General features: G+C 62.7%; 14 protein-coding genes (1 of these 14 only partly in view). 13 read left to right on the top strand and 1 reads right to left on the bottom strand.

What is annotated here, in order from left to right; all coding sequences use genetic code 11:
* Positions 1-9 precede the first annotated feature (9 nt).
* From CIT40_RS25485 to CIT40_RS25475, 3 genes are read left to right on the top strand one after another with little or no spacing between them, the layout of a single operon-like run.
* Positions 10-702, top strand: coding sequence for an L-fuculose-phosphate aldolase (locus CIT40_RS25485; protein WP_094891155.1), 693 nt, complete (start codon positions 10-12; stop codon positions 700-702).
* Between the two features lie 35 nt (positions 703-737).
* Complete coding sequence (locus CIT40_RS25480; RefSeq protein ID WP_094891156.1) at positions 738-1,700, top strand: carbohydrate kinase family protein; 963 nt, start codon at positions 738-740, stop codon at positions 1,698-1,700.
* Positions 1,701-1,752: 52 nt separating this feature from the next.
* The gene (locus CIT40_RS25475; RefSeq protein WP_094891157.1) at positions 1,753-2,499 is read left to right on the top strand and encodes an SDR family NAD(P)-dependent oxidoreductase; all 747 of its coding nucleotides are present in this window, start codon (positions 1,753-1,755) and stop codon (positions 2,497-2,499) included.
* Positions 2,500-2,587: 88 nt separating this feature from the next.
* On the opposite strand, the gene CIT40_RS25470 is transcribed toward CIT40_RS25475, so the two are convergent.
* Complete coding sequence (locus CIT40_RS25470; protein ID WP_094891158.1) at positions 2,588-3,811, bottom strand: APC family permease; 1,224 nt, start codon at positions 3,809-3,811, stop codon at positions 2,588-2,590.
* 129 nt (positions 3,812-3,940) lie between these two features.
* Here CIT40_RS25470 and CIT40_RS25465 point away from each other — a divergent pair, with 129 nt between their 5' ends.
* The 10 genes from CIT40_RS25465 to CIT40_RS25420 all read left to right on the top strand — a co-directional run.
* Positions 3,941-4,762, top strand: coding sequence for a universal stress protein (locus tag CIT40_RS25465; protein WP_094891159.1), 822 nt, complete (start codon positions 3,941-3,943; stop codon positions 4,760-4,762).
* 413 nt (positions 4,763-5,175) lie between these two features.
* A complete protein-coding gene (locus tag CIT40_RS25460; RefSeq protein WP_094891160.1) occupies positions 5,176-7,365 on the top strand; it encodes a type I secretion system permease/ATPase in 2,190 nt (729 codons plus the stop codon).
* Complete coding sequence (locus tag CIT40_RS25455; protein ID WP_162307670.1) at positions 7,362-8,825, top strand: HlyD family type I secretion periplasmic adaptor subunit; 1,464 nt, start codon at positions 7,362-7,364, stop codon at positions 8,823-8,825. Before CIT40_RS25460 ends, CIT40_RS25455 begins: the two co-directional genes overlap by 4 nt.
* Before the next feature lie 57 nt (positions 8,826-8,882).
* Positions 8,883-9,476, top strand: a complete 594-nt coding sequence (locus CIT40_RS25450; protein ID WP_094891162.1) for a hypothetical protein — start codon at positions 8,883-8,885, stop codon at positions 9,474-9,476.
* A gap of 75 nt (positions 9,477-9,551) precedes the next feature.
* A complete protein-coding gene (locus CIT40_RS25445; protein ID WP_148667233.1) occupies positions 9,552-10,223 on the top strand; it encodes an imm11 family protein in 672 nt (223 codons plus the stop codon).
* Positions 10,224-10,807: 584 nt separating this feature from the next.
* Positions 10,808-11,434, top strand: coding sequence for a toxin-activating lysine-acyltransferase (locus CIT40_RS25440; protein WP_094891164.1), 627 nt, complete (start codon positions 10,808-10,810; stop codon positions 11,432-11,434).
* Between the two features lie 98 nt (positions 11,435-11,532).
* A complete protein-coding gene (locus CIT40_RS25435; protein WP_148667232.1) occupies positions 11,533-11,940 on the top strand; it encodes a hypothetical protein in 408 nt (135 codons plus the stop codon).
* 645 nt (positions 11,941-12,585) lie between these two features.
* Entirely contained in the window at positions 12,586-13,191 is a 606-nt protein-coding gene (locus CIT40_RS25430; protein ID WP_244611848.1) for a toxin-activating lysine-acyltransferase, read from the top strand.
* Between the two features lie 86 nt (positions 13,192-13,277).
* Positions 13,278-13,940: a hypothetical protein gene (locus CIT40_RS25425; RefSeq protein WP_094891166.1), complete on the top strand. Its 663-nt coding sequence runs from the start codon at positions 13,278-13,280 to the stop codon at positions 13,938-13,940.
* A 20-nt stretch (positions 13,941-13,960) separates the two neighbouring features.
* Positions 13,961-22,633: the beginning of a tandem-95 repeat protein gene (locus tag CIT40_RS25420; RefSeq protein ID WP_094891167.1), read on the top strand. The gene runs 24,036 nt beyond the window's last position; the window shows 8,673 of its 32,709 coding nt (coding positions 1-8,673); it begins with the start codon at positions 13,961-13,963; the stop codon falls past the right edge of the window.

Raw genomic sequence — 22,633 nt, 5'->3', positions numbered from 1 at the left:
GAACAGCGCATGACCAGCCGCGAAACAGAGCTCGAGCTTCGTCAGTCCGTCATCGACGCATGTCGTGAGATGGCGGCGCAAGGCATCAACCAGGGAACGTCCGGAAACATCAGCGTCCGAACCGACGACGGCATGCTGCTCACGCCGTCCGGTCTTCCATACGACCGCATGAAGCCCGAGGACATCGTGGCCATGAAGTGGGACGGCTCTTGGGTCGCGTCGGCCAGCAACGTTCCGTCGACGGAATGGCGTTTTCACCTCGACATCCTGAGATCGAAGCCGGAGGTCGGCGCCGTCGTTCACGCGCATCCGATCTTCTGCACTGTCATCGCGATCATGAATCGCGCGATCCCTGCCATTCACTACATGATCGCCGCGGCCGGCGGCAACGACATCCCCTGCGCGCCCTATGCGCAATACGGCACGGCCGAGCTGTCGCAGGCGGCCCTGGACGCGCTTCGCTACCGACGCGCCTGCCTGCTCGCCCATCACGGTTTGATCGCCACAGGTCCCAACCTGCGCAAGGCGATGTGGCTCGCGGTGGAGGTGGAGGTGCTCGCCAAGCAATATCACGGTTGCCTTCAACTTGGCTCTCCTCCCCTGCTGCCGGACGAGGAGATCGACAGCATCCTGAAGCGGTGGGGGCAGTACGGCCTGCGCGACAATGACGGCACGCTCAAGATTCCCCTGCAACCGAGCTAGATGAATCCCGCCCAAACCACCTCCTGCGAGAACTCATGGCAAACACTCACGACGTCAGCGTCTGCGGCACTTATATTCTGGATATTCTGGGGGTCCCCGTCACCGAGATTCCGCCCGGCGGCGGCCGCTTGCTGATCGAAGAGATTCGGCTCGCAGTCGCCGGCACCGCCGGCGGAACGGTCGTCCCTTGCGCGCGTCTCGGTCTGAAGGCGCTCGCGGTCGGCGCTGTCGGCTCCGACGAGAAGGCCGACTGGATGCTGAACACGCTGGAGCGGGAAGGCATCGACATCTCCCTCATGGAGCAGATGGCCGGCAGTCCGACCTCGGCCACGATCCTGCCGATCCGGCCCGACGGCTCGCGTCCGGTCATGCACGCAAGGGGCGCTTCTGCCCGCTGGCGGATCGCGCCCGAAACGCAAGTGGCCGCTTGCCGGAGCAAGATTCTTCATCTCGGCGGAGTCGGCTCCCTGCTCGCGATGGACGGAGCGCCATCCGTTGCCTTGCTGCGGGACGCGAAGGCGGCCGGCTGCACGACGACGCTCGATCTGATCCAGGCGCGAGGCGAAACGCTGGCGCTGGTGGAACCGCTGCTGCCTTACGTCGATTTCTTCATGCCGAGCATCGACGAGACCAGCGCCATGGTCGGAACCGACGATCCAGCCGCGTGTGCGCGGTTCTTCATCGAGAGGGGAGCGGGGGCCTGCGCCATCTCGCTCGGCGCCGATGGCTCTTTCGTGATGACCCGTGACGGACGTCAGTTCACGGTGCCGGCGTTCGAGGTTGCGGTCCGCGATACTTCGGGATGCGGCGATTCCTACACGGGCGGTTTCATCGCCGGTCTCGCGCGCGACTGGGACCTGCTCGACTGCGCCAAGCTCGCGACCGCGACGGCCGCGATCGTCGCGACGGGGCTGGGCTCGGGCGCCAATCTTGTGTCGTTCGACGAGACCGTGAAGGCCATGAACAGCCTCCCGGTCCGCAAGCCTGCACGCGTCTGATCCATTCACACTATCAGGAAACATTCATTTGAACACCAGGGGAGAACGCAACATGGCCCGACATGCGATCGTTACGGGAGCAAGCCGCGGAATTGGCCGCGCGATAGCGCTTGGTCTTGCGAGGCGCGGCTACGATCTGGCGCTGACGGACATCGCGGCCCAGGAGAAGGTCCTCCTCGAGACCGTTTCCGAGGTCAAGGAGCTTGGCCGCCGCTGCATCCCGGTGCTGGGTGACGTCAGCGACGCCGCCGATTGCAGGCGCGCCGTGGCTGAAGCGGTCCGGGGTCTCGGGCATGTCGACGTCCTCGTCAACAATGCGGGAATACTCAGGCTGGCGACCATCGACGAATTGACCACCGAAACCTGGGATCAGACGTTCGCCGTCAACACGCGCGGCGTGTTCCAGATGACCCAGGCCTTGGTGCCGCACATGAAGGAGCGCAAGTATGGACGGATCGTCAACATTGCCTCGCTCGCGGCCCGAACGGGCGGTCCGGGGCAGTCCCATTACGCCGCGTCGAAATCGGCCGTGGTCGGCTTCACCCGGGTTTCGTCCATGGAGTTCGGAGGCTTCGGCATCACGGTCAATGCCGTATGCCCGGGCATCATCATGACGGAGATGGGGATGAACAATCTTCGCGATCCCGAGCGGGTCGCCTATTTCGAAAAGGTCACGGACCTGCACAGGCTCGGGCAGCCGGAAGACGTCGTCGGTCCCGTGGCGTTTTTCGCGTCCGATGATTCCGCGTTTGTGACCGGCCAAGCCCTCAACGTGGACGGAGGTATCTTCTACAGCTAGCGACGGTATCGTTCGTCATTTGATGATCCCAATCCGTTGTTCGCGAAAGACCGCACAAAGCCCGCTCCTCGGCCGGGAAGTGCGGTCCCTAAGCGATCGCAACCCCGATCATGGTCAGACAAGTCAGGAGCCCCAGGATCGGCACCCAGATCGGGATCCGAACGTGCCGTTCGACCGAATGGACATGGCGCGCGCGAATGCAGAGCAGCGACAAGTTCACCATCGCAAATGTCGCCAGCGTGGCGACCGAGGTGCCGGTGGCCAGTCTTTCGATCGGGAACGTGAGCGCGAGGGCGATTACGGAAAGCATGGCCAATCCGGTCGCAATGACAGGTGTGCCGGTGCTCGCGTGGACACGAGATAGCAGGCGTGGCAGGTCGCCTTGCCGCGACATCCCGTAAATGACGCGCGCGGCCATAGTCATTTGGGCGAGGACGGTGTTCAGAGTCGCGACGACAGCAATCACGTTGAGCGGCATGGGCTCCATGCCCGTTACGGTGCGGAATACCAGGCTGAGCGGCGCCGGCGAGGCGGTCAGGCGATCCGTCGGCACGGCTGTAATCGATATCGCAGCGATGAGAATGTAGAGGACTGATGTTATCAGGAGGGTGAGAGCCATGGCGCGCGGAATGTCCCTGTGCGGAATCCTGGCCTCTTCAACCACGTTTGCCAAGTCCTCGAATCCGACAAACGCAAAGAACGCGAGCAGGGATGCATAGGTAATTCCCGAGAGAGCCGCTGCGTTCATCGGAGGAAAGGCAACGAGCGCCGAGGCGAACGACGGCATATGCCAAATGGCTGCGAGGATGATCCATGCGAGACCTCCGGCTTCGATGACCGTGAACACACCGGCCAACACGACGGATTCAAGAATCCCCCAGGCCGCGATCACTCCCAGCGACACGACGATCGCGACGACGATGACTGGCGGGGGTAGATCGACGAATTGCCTGATATAGCCGACACTCCCCAGAGTGACTGCGCCGGCTGCGACCACACCGGTGCACAGTGTCAGGAGCCCGACGATCGTCGAGAGCAGCCGGGAATCGAACGCAGCTCGCACATAGGCTGCTTCACCGGCGCTCACCGGATACCTTGTCGCCATCTCTGCGTAGGACGCCACCGTGAGCCCCATGACCAAGGCTGCCAGCAGGAACGACCATACAGAATATGGGCCGGCGTGGCCGGCCACGGCGCCGATCAGAACATAGATGCCCGCGCCGATCGTGATGCCGGTCCCGTAGAGGACAAGCAAAGGAAGGCCGAGTCGGCGGCGCAGGTTGCCTGAAATGTCGACGGATGAATCGGTCATCTGAAGAGAAGCGATTGCTTGCTTGACTGGATGTCAGTAACCGACCGTCCGCAGCACCGATTGATTTGCGTCAACGGGATAGCTGGGAAACGCGAGATAAAGGGATGATCCGAGCAAAGGAGCAACGCTATGTCTCTTGCCAGCGTCATGGTCTACGTTGATTCCCAGCAGCAGGACGAAGGGCAGATTGCCGTCGCCGAAGGCGTCGCGAACAGATTTGGGGCGGCCCTGCTCGGCGTCTCGGCCATCGCAATAGAGCCTCCGTTCGTCGCCGAAGGCGTGATCATCGAGCAGACGACCGCCGACGATCTCGAGCGCATACGCGCAACTCTTTCGGCCAAAGAGGCATGGTTCAGGCGCATCGTTCGTCTGCCGAGCGAAAAGGTGGAGTGGCGTTGGGCGATCGGCTTTCCGACGGAATTCCTGGTCGAGCAGTCCAGGGCGGCGGACCTTGTCGTGGTGCGGCGCAGCCAGCTGAAGGCCAGATCCAATCACTACCTCGATGCGGCCGGAGCCATGTTGCGGCTGGGCCGTCCAATCCTTGCGGTGCCGGAAGGCGTCACCACATTGTCGGGTGACCGGATCGTGGTCGGCTGGAAAGATGCCCGGGAGGCGCGACTGGCCGTTCGCGACGCACTGCCGTTTTTGACGCGGGCTTCGCAAGTCACGATCGCCGAAATCTGCACGTCGAGCGAACAGGATTCCGCGCGTGATCGGGTGCGAGACGTTGCCAGGTATCTTCAGCGCCATGGCGTCAATTGCCAGCACGAAGTGCGCGTGCATACGGCGGAACCCGACGCAGGCTATCTCGTTCGGCTGGCCGCCGACGTCGGTGCCGACCTCGTCGTGACCGGCGGGTATGGACACAGCCGGCTGGGAGAATGGATTTTCGGCGGCATGACGCAGAGCCTGCTGCAGCAGGCTCCGGCCTGCCTGCTGATGTCGCATTGACGCCGATACGATCGGAGGGCGTGCGATGGCCGGGCAAAACGCACTGGCCTTCGCGGACGGCTCACCCGACCGCGATGTCGTAGCCACGGCTTGATCCAGAACCATCCGAACCGCTCGGGTCCGCGCCTCGGGTGAAAACTCGATCGTCGTCTTGCTTGTCATCGCTCCGTTCGAGAGTTGAAGCCTGCGGCAAACCCGGGGCGGCTCATTCTCACCCCGGACCTTCGTCGACGCGACGAAGGAGGGCTTGGCTTGCTCATTGAACAACGTTAGATGTAAACGATCGTATTGTCCGTGGTTAAGTTGTTGTCTTGTCTGCTGCGTGAGTGGATGAATAGCCGGGCGACCAAGCCAGTCCTGCGAAGTTCCCGGTTGGGATCCCGTCTGTTCTGGCTGAGTGTGAAGTTGGGGTCATGACCATTGCGATCGCGAAAGCGCCTGACGAGGCCGCAGGTCTGACGAGCGGTCATGATCCTGATCTTCCGGCGTCGCTGCTTTCCTTCATTCTGCTCGCCAAATTCCTCGGTGTCCCGGCTGACGCTGGTCAGATCGCCCATGACCATGGCTCGCCGGGCGAACGGTACCGGCTTGAAGACCTCGCCCGGATCGCCAAGCGGCTGAAGATCGTTGCCAAGGTGAAGCCCGCGGCAGCCGAGGAGCTTCAAAAGGTCCCCTTGCCAGCGCTCGCCGAATTGCAGGACGGCGAGGCCGCGGTTCTGCTCAAGGTCGACCAGCAGCCGACGGGTCCGCGCTTCCTGATCCAGCGCGGCAATGGTGGACGTCCCGAAGTGTGGTCGGCGGACGATTTTGGCGAGCGGTATGCCGGGCGGTTGCTGCTCATGACGACGCGTGAGCTGATGGCGGGGGCGACGCGCCCCTTCGACATCAGCTGGTTCATTCCGGCGCTGGTGAAATACCGCGGGCCGCTGCGCGACGTGCTGATCGGGTCCTTTTTCCTGCAATTGATGGGACTGATTTCGCCGATCTTCTTCCAGCTCGTCATCGACAAGGTGCTGGTCCATCAGTCGCTGACCACGCTCGACGTGCTGGCGGTCGGGCTTTCGGCGGTACTGATCTTCGAGACCGGCCTGTCGGCGCTGCGCAACTGGCTGTTTGCTCACACCACCAACCGCGTCGACAGCGAGCTTTCGGCGCAGCTGTTCCGGCATCTTCTCAACCTGCCGCTGTCGTATTTCGAGGCGCGCCGCGTCGGTGACAGCGTCGCCCGCGTGCGCGAGCTCGACCGTATCAGGGAGTTCCTGACCTCGAATGCCGTCACGGTGGTGATCGACCTGTTCTTCACCATCGTCTTTTTCGGCGTGATGTACGCCTATAGTCCGCTGCTGACCCTGATCGTCACGCTGTCGATCCCCCTCTATGTCGCGATCTCGGTGATCGTGACGCCGCCGCTGCGCGCGCGCCTCGACGAGAAATTCAAACGCGGCGCGGAGAACCAGTCCTTCCTGGTCGAAAGCGTCACGGGCATCGGCACGCTGAAGGCGATGGCGGTCGAGCCGCAGATGCGGGCGAAGTGGGAGAAACAGTTCGCGGGCTACACCAGCACCGGATTTCAAGTCGCAACGCTTGCAAACTGGGGCAGCCATCTGATCCAGCTGGTGTCCAAGTTGACCACCGTTGCGATCCTGTTCTTCGGCGCCAAGGCGGTCATCGCCGGCGAGCTCTCGGTCGGCTCGCTCGTCGCCTTCAACATGCTCTCCGGGCGCGTCGCTCAGCCGATCCTGCGGCTGTCCCAGCTCTGGCAGGATTTTCAGCAGGTGCGCATCTCGGTCGACCGGCTCGGCGACGTCCTGAACGCGCCGGCCGAGCCCGATCATAACCCCAACCGGGCGAGCCTTCCTCCGATCAAGGGCGCGGTGAACTTCGACCGGGTTCGTTTCCGCTATCGTCCCGATGCGCCGGAGGCCTTGCGCGGCGTCACGCTCGCGATCCAGCCGGGCGAGATGATCGGCATCGTCGGCCCCTCGGGCTCGGGCAAGTCGACGCTGACCAAGCTCGTGCAGCGGCTTTATGTTCCGGAGCAGGGCAGGGTGCTGGTCGACGGCGTCGATCTCGCTCTGGTCGACCCGGCGTGGCTGCGCCGGCAGATCGGCGTCGTGCTGCAGGAGAACATCCTGTTCAATCGCTCGGTACGCGAGAACATCGCGCTGGCCGACACCACGATGCCGATGGAGCGGGTCATCGCCGCCGCCCAGCTCGCCGGCGCGCACGAATTTATCCTCAGCCTTTCGCACGGCTACGACACGGTGATCGACGAGCGGGGCGGCAACCTCTCGGGCGGGCAGCGGCAGCGGATGGCGATCGCGCGGGCGCTGATCGGCAATCCGCGCATCCTGATCCTCGACGAGGCGACCAGCGCGCTCGACGCCGAGAGCGAGGAGATCATCCAGCACAATCTTGCCGGCATCGCCCGCGGCCGCACCGTCATCATCATCGCGCACCGCCTCTCCGCGGTGCGGCAATGCGACCGGATCGTCACCGTCGAAGCCGGAGAGATTACCGAGACCGGCGATCACCAGACGCTGCTGCACTCCGGCGGCCGCTACGCCCAGCTCTACACCAAGCAAATGGGGCGCAGCACGTGACGGCCTGGGTTGCCGAGCGCTTTCCGATGCTCGCCAGGCACTGGGCCGTGCTGCGGGCGAGCTGGAGCATGCAGAACGAGGCCGACCGCAACCGGCGGCCGCTCTCCGATCACGAGTTCCTGCCGGCCGCCCTCGAGATCATGGAGAAGCCGCCGAGCCCGGGCCTGCGCATGCTGCTGCTGATGACCTGCGGCTTCTTCACCGCCGCTCTGGTCTGGTCCGTCATCGGCACGGTCGACGTCGTGGCGGTGGCGAGCGGAAAGATCATTCCGTCGAGCAAGGTCAAGACCATCCAGCCGATGGAGATCGGCTCGGTGCGCGCCATCCACGTCGCCAACGGCCAGCATGTCGAGGAGGGGCAGCTTCTGGTCGAGCTCGATCCGACGCTCGCGACCGCCGACGAGTCGCAGGCGCGTCAGAATTTGCAGGCCTCCAGGCTCATCCAGGCCCGCAACGCGGCTCTGCTCGCCTATCTCGCCGGACGGCCGACCGGCTTCGTCGCCCCCGACGACACGCCGGAAGCGATGGTCGCGGTGGAGGAGCAATATGTCCGCGCCAGCATCGCCGAATACGAGGCGCAGGTCGCCAGCCTGCAGCAGCAGATCGCGCAGCGCGCGGCCGAGCTGACCTCCGCCGAGGTCGAGATCAACAAGCTGCGCCTCACCCTGCCGCTCGTCGAACAGTCGCTCGAGGCCCGCCGGCTGCTCACCGAGCAGGGTAATTTCGCGCGGCTGCGGCTGCTGGAATACGAGCAGCAGCGCATCGAGCACGTCCAGAACGTCGACGTGCAGCTCGCCAATGTGGCGCGGGCCCGCGCCGCGATGACGGCGCTCGAGGCCGAGATCCGCAAGCTGCGCGAGACGTTCGGCAAGACCGCCGTGACCGAGATGGTCCAGGCCCGCGACAAGGCGCAGCTCGCGGCCGAGGATCTGCGCAAGACCACGCGGCGACGCGAGCTCCTGGCATTGCGCGCGCCCGTCGCCGGAACGGTGCAGCAGCTCGTGGTCGCGACGATCGGCGGGGTCGTGCAGCCGGCCCAGCCCCTGATGACGGTGGTCCCCGACGGCGCCGAGATCGAGGTCGAGGCCCAGGTCCTCAACAAGGACATCGGCTTCGTCCGCGAGGGCCAGCCGGTCCGGGTCAAGCTGGAGGCGTTTCCCTTCACCGACTACGGCCTGGTGCCGGGCATCGTCGAGAGCATCAGCCGCGATGCGATCGACCTGTCGCAATCGGGCGGCCAGCCGCAGCGCGACGACAAGGGCCGGCCGGTCCAGCCCGGCCTCGTCTACGCCGCGCGCATCCGCCTGTTGCAGACCAGCATCCGCATCCGCGACCGCCAGCAGACGCTCGGCCCCGGCCTCTCCGTTCAGGCCGAGATCAAGACCGGCGAACGGCGGATCATCCAATATCTGCTGTCGCCGATCACGCAATCGCTCGATGAAGCCGGGCGGGAACGGTGAGGGGCGATCGCTTTGGGCAATTATCCGCCTGCTCGTTCTGGCTATGGGTAGACCATCATGATGGTTGATCAGGTCTGGATCAGCGAAGTGCTGAGCAATGGCGACCTCGGCAACAAGCTCGGTATTCGCCAGAAGTGGTACGGTGAACCGTGGGAGGCCCCCTACGTGCGTCATATCGTTCCCAAGAAGAGCGAACATGTGCGTGCGGCGATCTTCAAGCACTTCGCCGGCCATACGTTGAAGCGCGAAGATCTGCCGGAAGCCTCGGCTGTTTACAGCATGTCGAATTTCAAACGCGCGAAAGACGTATTTTTTGTCGGCGGGTTTCTTGCCGTGAAAGCTCCCGTTGCCGATGTGCTGGCGAAGTTTGATTTCGGAGCGGGCGGGCTGGTTCCCTATACCATCTATGAGACGGACGAAAAAACTCCGCTGCCGGGGCCTTTCTACCTCGTCAACTTCGGATCCTTTAAGAGCTGCTTCCTGCACGAGTTAAGCGCCAACATCGAAAAGATCGGTGTCGATCAACAAACGGGCCAGACTCGTTGGTCGCTCCGCTATCTCGATGACGGCGACATCGCGGTTTCCGCCGAGGCCCTGGCCGGGACTGACATCTGGATGTGTCCCGGTGCGTTTTCTTATTGCCGAAATTGATACAGAGCCACTCGCCACCGACCGGCGTCTGTCCGTAGCGATAGGGCGGCCCACGAGCGCAAGAGGATACTGAAAATGGTGTGGGGATTGGTTGACCCTAGCAATTTTAGCGATTTCTTCCCTTACGGCGACTACGTCGGCTGGGAAGAGGGGATCAAGCGACATTTCGACGAGGAAATGTCCGCCGAGCAAAGGGCCGCTTCCGACAACTGGGATGTCAATTACAGGGAGACGGTATCCCGTAAGTTCACTGAAGAAGGTGGAGCTTTGTCTGAATCCCATCAGCGCCCGTCGGAATTTAGATTGGACGAACCGGGCAAATCGCTCGGATCGCTCCTCCTGCTTACCAATCGTCTTCTTGCCGTCGACGCGAAGATGCACGAGCTGATTGAGAGCCTGGAGCCAGGTGTGCATCAGTTCTGGCCGATGCGGATTTCCCAAAAGAAGGGCGAAGACTACCCCGTTCGATATTTCGGCATGATTATCCGCCGCTTTATCGACAGCTTCGTGCCGACTCAAAGCGTCGGCTATGAGGGGACGGACGAGGCAAACTTTTTTGCGACTATCAACTCCACAAAAAAGGGCTACGGCGATCTGGCCGTTTCGAAGGATGTCGTCGCCGGTCGCCATCTCTGGCGCGAACGCCGACTGAAGAGACCCAACATTCTATTTTCGGATGAGCTGCAGGCGAAGCTCGCTAGCCAAGGCTTGCGCATGCCAAAACACCATCAACTGAAAGTGGTTTGATCATGAGCTCCCGAGGCCATCATATTACAATGACATTGTACACAACTCGCGCTGACTTGGCAGCCTTGTAGCCACTGCCGGATGCGCGTGCGCGAATGGCTCAATCGGCTCATCAACCGGCGCGCTGTTGCGCTTTTTGTATGACGATAGGGTGACGCACGCCGCTTCGTCGCGACGTCGTTGGTTTCTGGGCGCTTCGCCAATTCGCGCCGAGCGGCCCGCGCCGATTTCTGAAGCCGCCAAGTTCCATTCTCGTCGATCGATGCCAATCGCAACGGTTGGACACATCGCGAAACATTTTTTTGGGCGTATCGCGGTTTCGTCTTGAAGTTGTATCCGAGTTAACGTTCTATGAATGCCGAAGGAGGGGGCAGTGGGGCTGCGTCCTATCACCTGCGACGGAACTACACATCCGCTACCGTGGCGAGCGTCAATACAACCGGAGCGGGTATCGGGCAGATGATGGATTTCTTCTCGTCGCCAAGCGAGCGGCCCGGACGGGCTGCCGGCCGTCGCGACAGGCTCACTTCCCTCATAATCGCGTTACGCCCCGCCGGGCGGATCGAAAGCAGGGAGCAAGAGCTGTGGCAAAAAGCGCGAACGAGACGGCAGCCGCCGGCAAGCCGGCATTGAACGGGATCAAGGGCGGGGCCACAGCCGAGCCCGCGAATGCGAAAGAGCGCGCGCTCGATCCGCAGGTGCTGGCGCAGATCGCCGCGTTCAAGATGCGGATCCAGGCCGGCGTCGGCGAGGTCGTCCTCGCCATGCTCAACCTGCCGCGCTACCGCAACCAGACCCTGGCCGACGTCATGCATCTCGTCGTCGAGCCGATGACGCGCGACCGCATCGCCATCGCCAAGGCCGGCGGCGAGGGCAAGGTCGAGGAGACCGCCGGCATCGCGATCTGGGCCAGCGTCTCCGACGAGGTCGATGCCAAGATCCGCGAGCAGATCCAGGCCCGCGTGTTCCCGGTCCGCCTCAAGGCCGAGGACTGGGCCAGCGGCGACACCACCTGGCTGCTCGACGTCATCGCCCCCTCGCAGAAGGTCGCGACCGCCGTGCTCGCGAATTTCAAGCAGGTGGTGAAGGACAAGCCGGTGAGAATCCATCCGATCGTGAGCCAGCTGGTCGATCCGGCGGTGTTGGAGAAGATGAAGGTGCGGCCGGTGGGGGAGGCGGGAGAGAAGACGGGCGGTGCGGACAAGGCGTGAGAAGCCGCCAGCCAGAGTAGAGCTCTGATAATGCAGATCAATTCAGTGGGTCGCGTTCGTTTTGCAAGACCCGCTGCGAAGTTTGGGAAGGTGGCTGCATGACGATTAGATTTGATCCGGACTTGCGACGTTCAACGCATGTGGAAAGCGGTCTGGCCGTTCAATGGGTGCGCGACGAGCCTCCGATGGAACGCTCTACGCACTTCAAGTTGATTGTCGGCGGAATCGAAGTGCCGTTTACCGCCTCCTACGATTACGGCGAGGACAAGATCAAGAAAGCAAATCCCAATATCGGCGCTATTGAACTCGATCGCCTTTCCACGGCGCTGTGGGAGAAGAACTACCGAGCAGTCAATATTGAGGCCAATTTCGATAAGCAGGTATTCGTCGAGGTTTGGCGAGACCTGGTTTCGCAGGGCCACAGTAGCTATCGGATTTCGACCTACTACACAGAAATTCGGACGCCCCACGCCGGTGAAAAGAACGAGTGGGAGTGCCAAGGATGAGCGCTGATCCGCTTCTCGATGCGCTTCGCGCCTCCATACCTGAAGGTGGAAAGCTCACGCTCGATACTTTGAATAGCTTCCTCAACACTCGACTAAGGCGACAGTGCACTCAACTTGCGCTAGCCTTGTATCCATCGCCGAATGCGCGTGAGCGAACGGTTCGCCATCGAGGGCGCGCTGTTGAACCCGTCGCATGACGAAACGGTGACGCCACGGCTTCGGTTACGGCCGTTGCTCGCTTGCTGCGAGCCTGGCCACTTTGCGCCGAACCGCTCGAGCCGATCTGCCGAAAGCCACTGAGTTCCCTTCTGTTCACTTGTCAACAGACGCCATCCGCAACGGACGAACACATCGCGCAACATTTTTTTCTGCACATCACGATTTCGTCTTGAAGTTGTATGCAGGTTAACGTTCTATGAACGCCGAAATAAGGGCAGTGGGGCTGCTTCCGATTATCTGCGACAGAATTGTGCATCCGCTTTCCGTGTCGGTCGTTGAACAACCGGAGCGAGTGTTGCGCAGATGACCGGTCTCTTTTGCCTCGGCAGACACGCGGCCCGGACGGGCCGCAGGCCGCCACGGCAGGCTCACTTCCCCCAGTGATCACGATCCGCCCGCTCGGGCGGAATGTGAGGAGCGAGAGCGATGGCAAAGAGCGCGAACGAGACGGCAGCTGCCGGCAAGCCGGCGCTGAACGGAATCAAGGGCGGGGGCGTCGCCGGACCGACTGACGCGAAAGACCGCTCGCTCGATCCGCAGGTGCTGGCGCAGATCGCCGCGTTCAAGATGCGGATCCAGGCCGGTGTCGGCGAGGTTGTCCTCGCCATGCTCAACCTGCCGCGCTACCGCAACCAGACCCTGGCCGACGTCATGCATCTCGTCGTCGAGCCAATGACGCGCGACCGCATCGCCATTGCCAAGGCCGGCGGCGAGGGCAAGGTCGAGGAGACCGCCGGCATCGCGATCTGGGCCAGCGTCTCCGACGAGGTCGACGCCAGGATCCGCGAACAGATCCAGGCCCGCGTGTTCCCGGTCCGCCTCAAGGCCGAGGACTGGAATAGCGGCGAGACCACCTGGCTGCTCGACGTCATCGCCCCCTCGCAAAAAGCCGCCACCGCCGTGCTCGCCAACTTCAAGCAGGTGGTGATGGACAAGCCGGTGCGGATCCATCCAATCGTCAGCCAGCTGGTCGATCCGGCCGTGCTGGAGAAGATGAAGGTGAGGCCGGTGGGGGAGGCGGAGGCACAATAGTCCCTTAGCTCCTTGCCTGAGCGTGGTCGCTTTGGAAGATCGGTTCGTGCATTATCAAGGCCCATCCTCAGAGAGACGAGATAGAAATGACTAGCGCGACCGAAACAGTCTGGGTGAGCGACTGCTTTCTGGATTCTTCGAACATATCGAAATTCAACCTGAATCCGGACGACGAAGGCAAGGACTACTGGAAAGACACAGAATTTCGGGAAGAAATGGATCGTTTGGACAAGCTCATGCGCAAGCACGAGGCCGGCGGTACATTGACGGAAGCGGAACGTCCAACGCGAGCTCACCCAAGGTACAAGGAACTCCGCTTTGAGAAGCTGCCTCATTTCTTTCGCGTCAATGCATTCATTGTCGTGTCCTCCGACTTCGCGGAAGTACTTCGCGGCTTCGACCTTGGAAGGGGCGGCTTGTCGAAGATCGAGCTCTACCAGGGCAACCGAACCGAACTGGTGACGGGTGATTGGTATTTTCTGAATCTCGGATGTCAGAAGCAGACCTTCCGTCCCGACCGCTCCACCGGTGGATTTAACCATCCAGAGCTGTGGCCGAAGGACAAGTGGATGGTTAGTCACCCCAAAGACAACGAGATCGCAGTCAGTGCGTCGGCGCTTGAAGGTTGTGATCTCTGGACCGACGCTGCGCTTGACGGGGCGCTGTTCTTGAGCGGTCCGCTCGAAGCGGCGCTTAAAGCCGCCCAGCTCACCCGCAATGTGCGGCGAGCCAAATGCACCATCGTGTGAATCAAGATTGAGGGGCGATCATGGGCTCGGAGTCGACGCTTGTTCCGTTCCGTTTCTTCAATTTTCAGATTCATCATCTGATTCCAGAAGAAATCTTTGGTCAATTCGGGCAACTCCTGAGTCGAAACGGAATTTCGCTCGAAATGTGGGGCAATAAGATCGCCCTACCCTCGGGCGATGCGATGCAAGCTCTATTTGCAGGAGCGGGCCAAGCGTTCAAGGACGTGTTGACCGCATCGGGGTGGGGCACAAGCCTGCACTACGGAAATCATCCGGGCTACAATGACTTCTTCCTGCAGAGCCTGCGCGCAATAGCGGCCGCAGGCTATTCGGCCGCTAATGAACGTCTCGCCGTCAACGACCTTTTATACTTTGCGAAGAGTGTTTCGGAAGGAAGGGTGGTCTTCAACGGAGCGACACTTTCAGTCAACGGTTCACTCAGTAGCGGCGCTGATTTGCTCGCGGCATATCAGGAATACAGGCTCTTCGATCCGGTAAACCCGGACACGGCCAAGATTCAGAAGTTGACGAGCTTCGCGGACACTCTCAACAGGACGATCGTTGACGGAGGAAGCCTCGGCAACTCCGACGCCCGCTACAAGGCGGCACAGGCGCTCGCTGACAATCTGCGCGCCGCGGGCATGATAAATGAAAAGTCCTATAGCACTTTCATGGAAAAGCTCGTCAAAGCAGGCACGAGCGATGGGCGCACGCTAGATCGAGCGGGACACATTTCCAACGCCATTATTGGTCTGCTTTCCGACGTCAAGACATCCTATTTTAAAGTTCCGAATTCGATACTCCAGATGGCGGACGTCGTGACCGCGGCGTTCAGTGCCGATGAGTCCGGCGCCGGTCGTGGGCTGACGGAGGAGGATCTTGTAAAGTTCTCGGAAAAGATCACCAAGCTCTTCACCCTGATGCAGGAATACGGCGGCAAGTTCGCCGCCACTCTTTCGGCCTATGGCGAGACTGCCGTTGGGCAGATCGCGAAGACCTTCCAGACTCATATAACCGGTATCCGTCTGCAGATCGCTGGAACGGCAGTCGAGTTTCTCGATAAGGCCTATGATGCTTTGAAGCTGGGCCTGACGGCGGACAACTGGCAACCGTTCGACGATCTGGTCAAGGAATTTGGCGCGACGGCGGTCATGGGCGCTGCTCTCGTCATCGGAACGTTTGCTGTTGGAACGGCAGTTCTGACGGTGCTCGTCGGGCCTGAGCTTGCGGCGATTGTCGCCATGTTCGCCGAGGCCGGCCTTGCCGCCTACGGGCTCTATGAGGCGGTGAAGAGCGGCGCCGACTTGATAGGCAAGATCTCGGCTGATCTCGCCGTCGTCATCCCGAAGATCGGAACTACGATCGAGCAATTCTCCAAGGATTTCGAGAAAAATGTTCAGATCATCATGCGCATTGTTGCCAATGCGATGGACGTCGATTTCAGCGCACCAGTTTTCGCAGGCTCCGGAGGAGATCAATCCCTCTTCACAAAGTATCTGGTCGATTCACTCGATCCTATCCTGCCGAGCAGGCTTGATGGCAGCGAAATGGCCGACCGCTTCTACGGCAAGAACAACGCTTATATCGATGCCAAAGGCGGAAACGACGAGCTTTACGTAAGAAACACGACGACTGCGCTCGGTGGGGCCGGGGACGACATCCTCGCGGGTGGGAAGGCGACCTTCATCGCGGCTGGCTCGCCGCTGGATCCGGCTCATCCAGAGAATGGTGTCGCGCAGACCGATCTGAGAATGACGCTGGATGGTGGGACCGGCAACGATTGGGTGATTGCTTTTGGCGGCGACCGCGCCGTGACAGCCGGTGGCCTTGGTCGCGATTGGATCCACAACACCTCGAACGGCGGCATCATCTGGGGTGACACGATCGGCGGGACTTACGAAAAGCCCGTCCTCGATGCAGGCGGCAATCCCATTCTCAATCCGGACGGTACGCCCAAGACGATCCCGGTCAAGGTTGAGGATACCGCTGCGAACGCCGACGACATCTGGTACTCAGCCAACACCGTCGTCAAGGACGCGCAGCACCATGACGTGCTCAAGTTCTATGGTCTGACCCTCACCGGCGGCAACGCCGAAGGTGGCATTGCTGGTCTGGCCGCATTCGGAGGCGTGGGCGCCGTCGTCGGCTACACCAACTTCCTGTCAACGGCTGCTGCAAACGGCGGCAAATATGATCCGGCGAAGTCGATCTATTTCGATCATCTGCTGCCGTGGATGACCTATGCGTTCCGGCCCAATGCCCGCGGCGGGCTGGACATGTATGTCACCAACCAGTTCGACCAGTTGTTCACGGCTGTGTTCGGCGGCACCGCGAGCGACGCCTACAAGGCGCAACAGGCGCTGGATGCACAAGGCATCCTGAAGGGCTGGATGAAGATCGAGAACTTCGATCTCGTCGGCAGCTACATCGGCTTCCAGCAGGCAGAGCTCACCGGCCAGGGCACCTTCGGCATGGTGTTCAAGGCGCCCAACCCGATTGCCGATCTGATGACGATGCTCGAGCCGCTGCTCGGGATCTACGGCATTGCCATTGCCGCCCAATATGGCGGCAATACCCTGATCGATCAGGCCGTGACCCTCAGCGCCGCCGCGACGCGTTTTGCGAAGGGCATGAAATGGGCGGACGGCACCGATCCGCTGGTGATCGATCTGGATGGCGATGGCATCGAGACGACCGACCTTGGCGTGAGCCAGGTCTATTTTGATATCGACCACGATCTGTTCGCCGAGCGCACCGGCTGGCTGAAGGGCGATGATGGCTTCCTCGTCCGCGACCTCAACGGCAATGGCGGCATCGACGATATCTCGGAAATGTTCGGGGGCGTCGGTCAGTCCGGCTTCGCCCAGCTGTCGCAGCTCGATTCCAATGGCGACGGCAAGATCACGGCCGCCGATGTGTTGTGGTCCGAACTCAGGGTGTGGCAGGACCTCGATGGCGACGGCATCACCGATGCCGGCGAGCTGAAGACGCTCGATCAACTCGGCATCGTCAGCATCGATCTTGGAGCCACAGCGATCGACATCACCACGCCCGACGGCGCGCGGCTGACCGGCGTCGGCGACGTCACCTTCCAGAGCGGCCCCGTCAGGCACATGTTCGACGCCATCCTGGCCTCGAACGACACCGACACCAGATATGCCGGCGAGGCTGGCCACGCGGCCTGGCAGTCGGGCTCGACGCTCGACGTCAAGGGCTTTGGGCGGGTCACCAACCTCGCGGTCGCCGCCGCCAACGACATCGCGTTCGGCGAGCTCGTCACCTCTACGGCGGCGGCGATGACGACGCCAAAACTGCGCACGCTGGTGGCGCAGGTCGGCGACGTGCTCGGCGCCTGGGGCGAGGCACTGGAGCAGACGCGCGAGCTGACGCCGGTGTTGGTCGGCACCGACGCAGGCGGCAAGGCCGTGCTGCTCGACCGCGGCGTCTATGTCGAGGATACCCAAGGCGGCTACTGGACGCTCGCCTCCGGCGCGCCGGTGCTGAACGCGCAGGGCCAGCCGATCGCGCGCGCCACCATGCAGGACGTGCTGGCGCAGGCGGCGGCGTCCGGCGCGGCCTGGCGCGTGGAGCAGACCTGGTCGCCGTCCGACCGCGACGCCGCGCTGACGGATCGCGATGCCGCGCCCTATCTGATGAGCGTCGTCAACGGGCGCGCCGTCATTCTCGACTACGGCATCAAGCAGGCCGACGGCAGCTGGAAGCTCGCCTCCGATGCGGCCACCAGCTACGCCAGCAAGGATGCCATCCTCGCGCTCGCCCATCCCACCGGCACCGAGTGGCGCACCGAGCAGCTCGGCTTCAACCCCTACGCCAACCTCTCCGTCGACAAGATCGGCGTGCGCTTCACCGACGGCATCGCGGTCGACTACACGGTCAAGGTGACCGACCAGGACGGCACCTTCTACGTCTGGGCGCGCAATCTCGACCGCGCCCTGCAGCTGGAATGGAAGACGGGCGATAGCCGCGAATTCAACCTGCGCAACTACGCGGTCGACTTCGCCACGCTCGACGAGGTGAATTCGACCGACGATTCCACCTATCGCGTCGAGATGCTGACGCCGGCGCAATTCCACTTCGCGACCTCGCTCGGCGGCATCGATTTCCGTCCCGAAATGCTGACGGCGCAGCTCGACAATGCGACCGGGCACATCGCCTATGCCGTCGGCCCCGGCGGCAGCGCCAATCTGTCGACCGACCCGGCGCATTACGTCTCCGGCATCGCGGCCATGATCGACATGTTGCAGCCGGTCATGACCGAGTACATCGCGACCTCGCGCCGCTACGCGGTGCGCATCGCGATGCAGGGCGGCCTCAAGGATTTCTTCCGGGGTCTCAGCTACGATCTCGCCTCCGACAGCTACAAGCCGACGACGAACCGCGAGCTTGCCCCGATGTTCGAGGCGATCTTCGCCGGCGCGCCGGCCAGCAACACTGATGATGCCGTGTTCGACTACCTCGCCCAGTGGAACGGCATCCTGGCGCAGGTCTATCCGGACTATCATCCGTCCGGCGAAGGCAATCTCGGCGGCTCCACGCTTGCGGTCAACCAGGCCTTCATCATGCAGATGATGCTGCCGGCCTTCGAGACCGTCGGCGTCGATCTCGACATCCGCGGCGTCGCTCACGCGCTCGGCATCAGCGACGAGCGCATCATCACCCACACGGCCGGCGACGTGATCGTCAACGGCACCGATGCGACCGACTATTTCTACATGACCGCGGGCAACCAGACCCTGCGCGGCGGCAAAGGCGCCGACTATTATTTCGTCGGGCGCAACTCGGGCGACGACGTCATCGACGACAAGGACTTTGGCGACGGCGACGAGCTGCGCCTCACTGACGTGCTCTCGACCGACGTCAAGGCGATCCGCGACGGCGAAGACCTGATCCTCGAGATCCGCGGCCGCACCAACACCATCCGCCTGACCGACCAGTTCCTCGGCGAGAACAACGAGTTGTTGAGCAACGGCAAGCGGGTCGATTCCGGCGTCAGCGCCATCGTGTTCGCCGACGGCGTGGCCTGGGACCGCTTCCGCATGTCGATGGAGGTGCTCGACAGGGAGCGCGCCGCGGGGCAGTTCAACGACAGCCTGATGGGCTCGGGCTCGGCCGACATCCTCTGGGGCGGCAAGGGCAACGACTACATGAGCGGCGGCGCCGGCGGGGACATTTACGTCTTCCAGGCCGGCGACGGACAGGACGTCATCGACGACCTCGGCAATTTCTCGTTCGGGCCGGTCAAGGCCGGCATCGACGTGCTCAGCTTCAAGGGCGGCATCAAGCTCGAGAATCTCAAACTGATCCGCGACGGCGAAAGCCCGGATCTGCAGATCGTCTTCCTCGACGATAACGGCAATCCGACCGGCGACACGCTCGTCATCAAGGGCCAGTTCGCCGGCATCAAGACCGGCCTCGGCCTGTTTTCCGATGCGCTCGGCAGCAGCGACGGGCTCGACTATGTCGCGCCGAACCTGATCGAGCGTTTCGTCTTCGACGATGGCTCCAGCGTCGATTTCACGCAAATCGTGCAGAAGGTGCTGGAGAACGCCAAGACCGCGAACGATGACGCGATCTACGGCATGATCAATGCCAACACGCTCGACGGCGGCGCCGGCAACGACTTCCTGTCCGGCAAGGAGGGCGACGACACCTACATCTTCGGCCGCAGCTATGGCCGAGACGTCGTGCTCGACAATGCCATTCCCGGCCTGTTCGATCCACCGCAGCACGACAAGCTGCAGTTCGTCGACGAGATCCGCTGGACCGACCTCGACTTCCTGCGCGATGGCGCCAGCGATACGCTGCGCATGCGCATCAAGGGCACGACCGACGAGGTCGTGCTGCAGGACTTCCTCGCCACCATTCCGATCCTCGGCTTCATCAACTTCATCGAGGACATCCAGTTCGGCGACGGCACGGTCTGGACCGGATTCAAGCTCGCCCAGCATTACATCGACATCGCCAAGACCGCCGGCAACGACACGATCTACAGCTATGACGAGCTGTCCGACTCGATCGACGGCGGCGCCGGCGACGACCGCCTCGTCGGCTTCGGCGGAAACGATGTCTATTACGTCGCGCTCGGGGAGGGCAACGACACCATCCTCGACAGCTCCGGCAACGACCAGGTCGTTCTCTCAGGTATCGCCTCGACCGACGTCGACTTCTCCCGCACCGCGCTAGACCTGATCATCACGGTCCGCGCCACCGGCCAGCGCTTCGTGCTGGAGAACCAGTATGTGCGCGACGATGGTCAGACCAACGCGGTCGAGAACCTGGTCTTCACCGATCGCACGGTCTCGTTCCTCGACGTCAATCCCGAGGATATCGACCTCGTCGGGACCAACGGCGACGATGCCATCACCGGCTCGAATTTCGCCGAAACGCTCGATGGACGCGGCGGCAACGACACGCTGACCGGCGGCGACGGCGGCGACACCTACAAGTTCGATGCTGGCTACGGCCAGGACGTCATCGTCGACCGCCGCGTGCGCGCGAGCTGGTCGGACCGGCGCGGCGTGCACGTGCCGGTGGACGACGTCGGTGAGTTCGGCGGCGGCATCACCCGCGACAACGTCGTCTTCACCAAGGACGGCAACGACCTCCTGATCTCGATCACCGGCCGCACTGACACACTGCGCATCCGCAACCAGTTCCGCGACGCGGAGGACGGCGTCGAGCTGTTCCGCTTCTTCGACGGGTCGACCATCAGGATCTCAGACGTCGAGCAATTGCTTCAGATTGCCGGGGGCAATCGCGGCGACAATATCATCACGGGCCTGCTCGACCAGGAGAACGTGCTGGACGGGCGGCAGGGCGACGACACGCTTTACGGCGGCAATCGCGCCGACACCTACGCGTTCTCCGCCGGCTACGGCTTCGATCGCATCATCGAGCGGCCGGACACGGCAGGCATCGTCGATCGCGTGGTTTTCGGCGCCTCCGTTCGCTTCGAGGACATCGTCGTCAGCCGCAACGGCAACGACCTCGTCGTCGATCTCGGCAGCGGCCTCGATGTCCTGACCATCGTCAACGGCCTGTCGACCAGCCGCGTCGAGCAGTTCGAGTTCGCCGACGGGCGGATTCTGTCCGTCGAGGCCATCATCGACCGCATGCTGACTGGCACCGCTGGCGACGACCATCTGATCGGCTTCGACAACCGCGACGACGTGCTGTCGGGCGGGGCCGGCCAGGACGCGCTTGAAGGCGGGTATGGCAACGACACCTACAAGTTCGGCATCGGTGACGGCAGCGACAGCGTTGACGACGCCGGCGGCGTCGACAAGGTCGTGTTCGGCGAAGGCATTACCTCCGACCTCGTCCATTTCAGCAACATCGACGGCGATCTGCTGATCTCGATCGGCAACGGTGTCGACCGGCTCGCCATCCTGTCCGGCTATAGCGCGAGGCCGGTCGAGAGCTTCGTCTTCGCCGACGGCACGACACTGTCGATCGAAGACGTGCGCGGCCTCATTCGTGATGGCCTGTCGAACGCCGGTCAGGACCTTGTCGACCTGCGCGAACTGCCGGCGGCCAGCAGCCTGCATCCCGGCGCCGGCCATGACCGCCTCATCCTTGCCCAGGATTCGCGCGTCGTCATCGGTGCGTCGGAAGGCATCGACAGCGTCGAGATGCCCGCCGGCGTGTCGAGCGCGACCGTCGTGCTCGAGGCGTATGCCTCGAGCGATACGATGGTCAGGCTTGCCACGACCGACTCGACGGACCTCATCGTCGCCTTCTCGTCGGGAAGCCAGCTGATCGTCAGGGGCGCGCTCGGCAGCGGCAACCTGCCGAGCATCGAATTCGCCAACGGCGTTACCTGGAACGGCGCGGTGCTGGTGCAGGCCGCCATCGCCGGGCAATCGAGCGCGGGAAGCGACATCATCGTCGGCAGCGGCCGCGCCGACGTCATTGCCGGCGGCGCGGGGGATGATCTCCTGAGCGGCGGGGCAGGCGACGACACCTACAATTTCACGCGCGGCGACGGCCGCGACGTGATCGACGACAGCTCCGGCAACGACACGCTTGCCATCACCGGCTATCGGCCCGACGAACTGCGGGTTTCGCAGATCGACCCGGCGCGCAACGAGCTCGTGCTGTCCTTTGCCGATTCGACCGATCAGATCGTGCTGCGCTACGGCTGGGGCTGGAACGGCGTCGACGCAGTTCGTTTCGGCGACGGCACGTCGTTCACGCTCGACCAGCTCCGCGACATGGCGGCCGATGTCGGGACCTGGCAGGACGACCGCATCGTCGGCTCCGCGCGCAGCGAGACGTTCAGCGGCGGTACCGGCGATGACGTCATCATCGGCGGCGGCGGCGACGACGTCTACCGGTTCGGACGCGGCGACGGGCAGGATCGCATCGAGAGCAACGGTTCGGCTGACGGCAAGGGAACGCTCGCCTTCGGCGCCGGTATCGCACTCGAGGATATCGTCACGACGCGGGATGCCGACGGCAATATCGTGCTGTCGATCAGCGGCACCGACGACCGCGTCACGCTGGTCGATCCCGCCGGCGACATCGATCCGGTGATCGCGAAGGTGGTCTTTGCCGACGGTCGCAGCCTCAGCTACCGGACCCTTGCCGCCGCGATCGCATCGACCGACGGCGACGACCACATCATTGTTCCCTCCGATCTCGCCAATCCCGACATCGGCTCCACGATCTCC

The organism is Bradyrhizobium amphicarpaeae, from assembly GCF_002266435.3.
Taxonomy (GTDB): Bacteria; Pseudomonadota; Alphaproteobacteria; order Rhizobiales; family Xanthobacteraceae; genus Bradyrhizobium; species Bradyrhizobium amphicarpaeae.
This window is presented reverse-complemented; position numbering and strand designations above follow the sequence as displayed.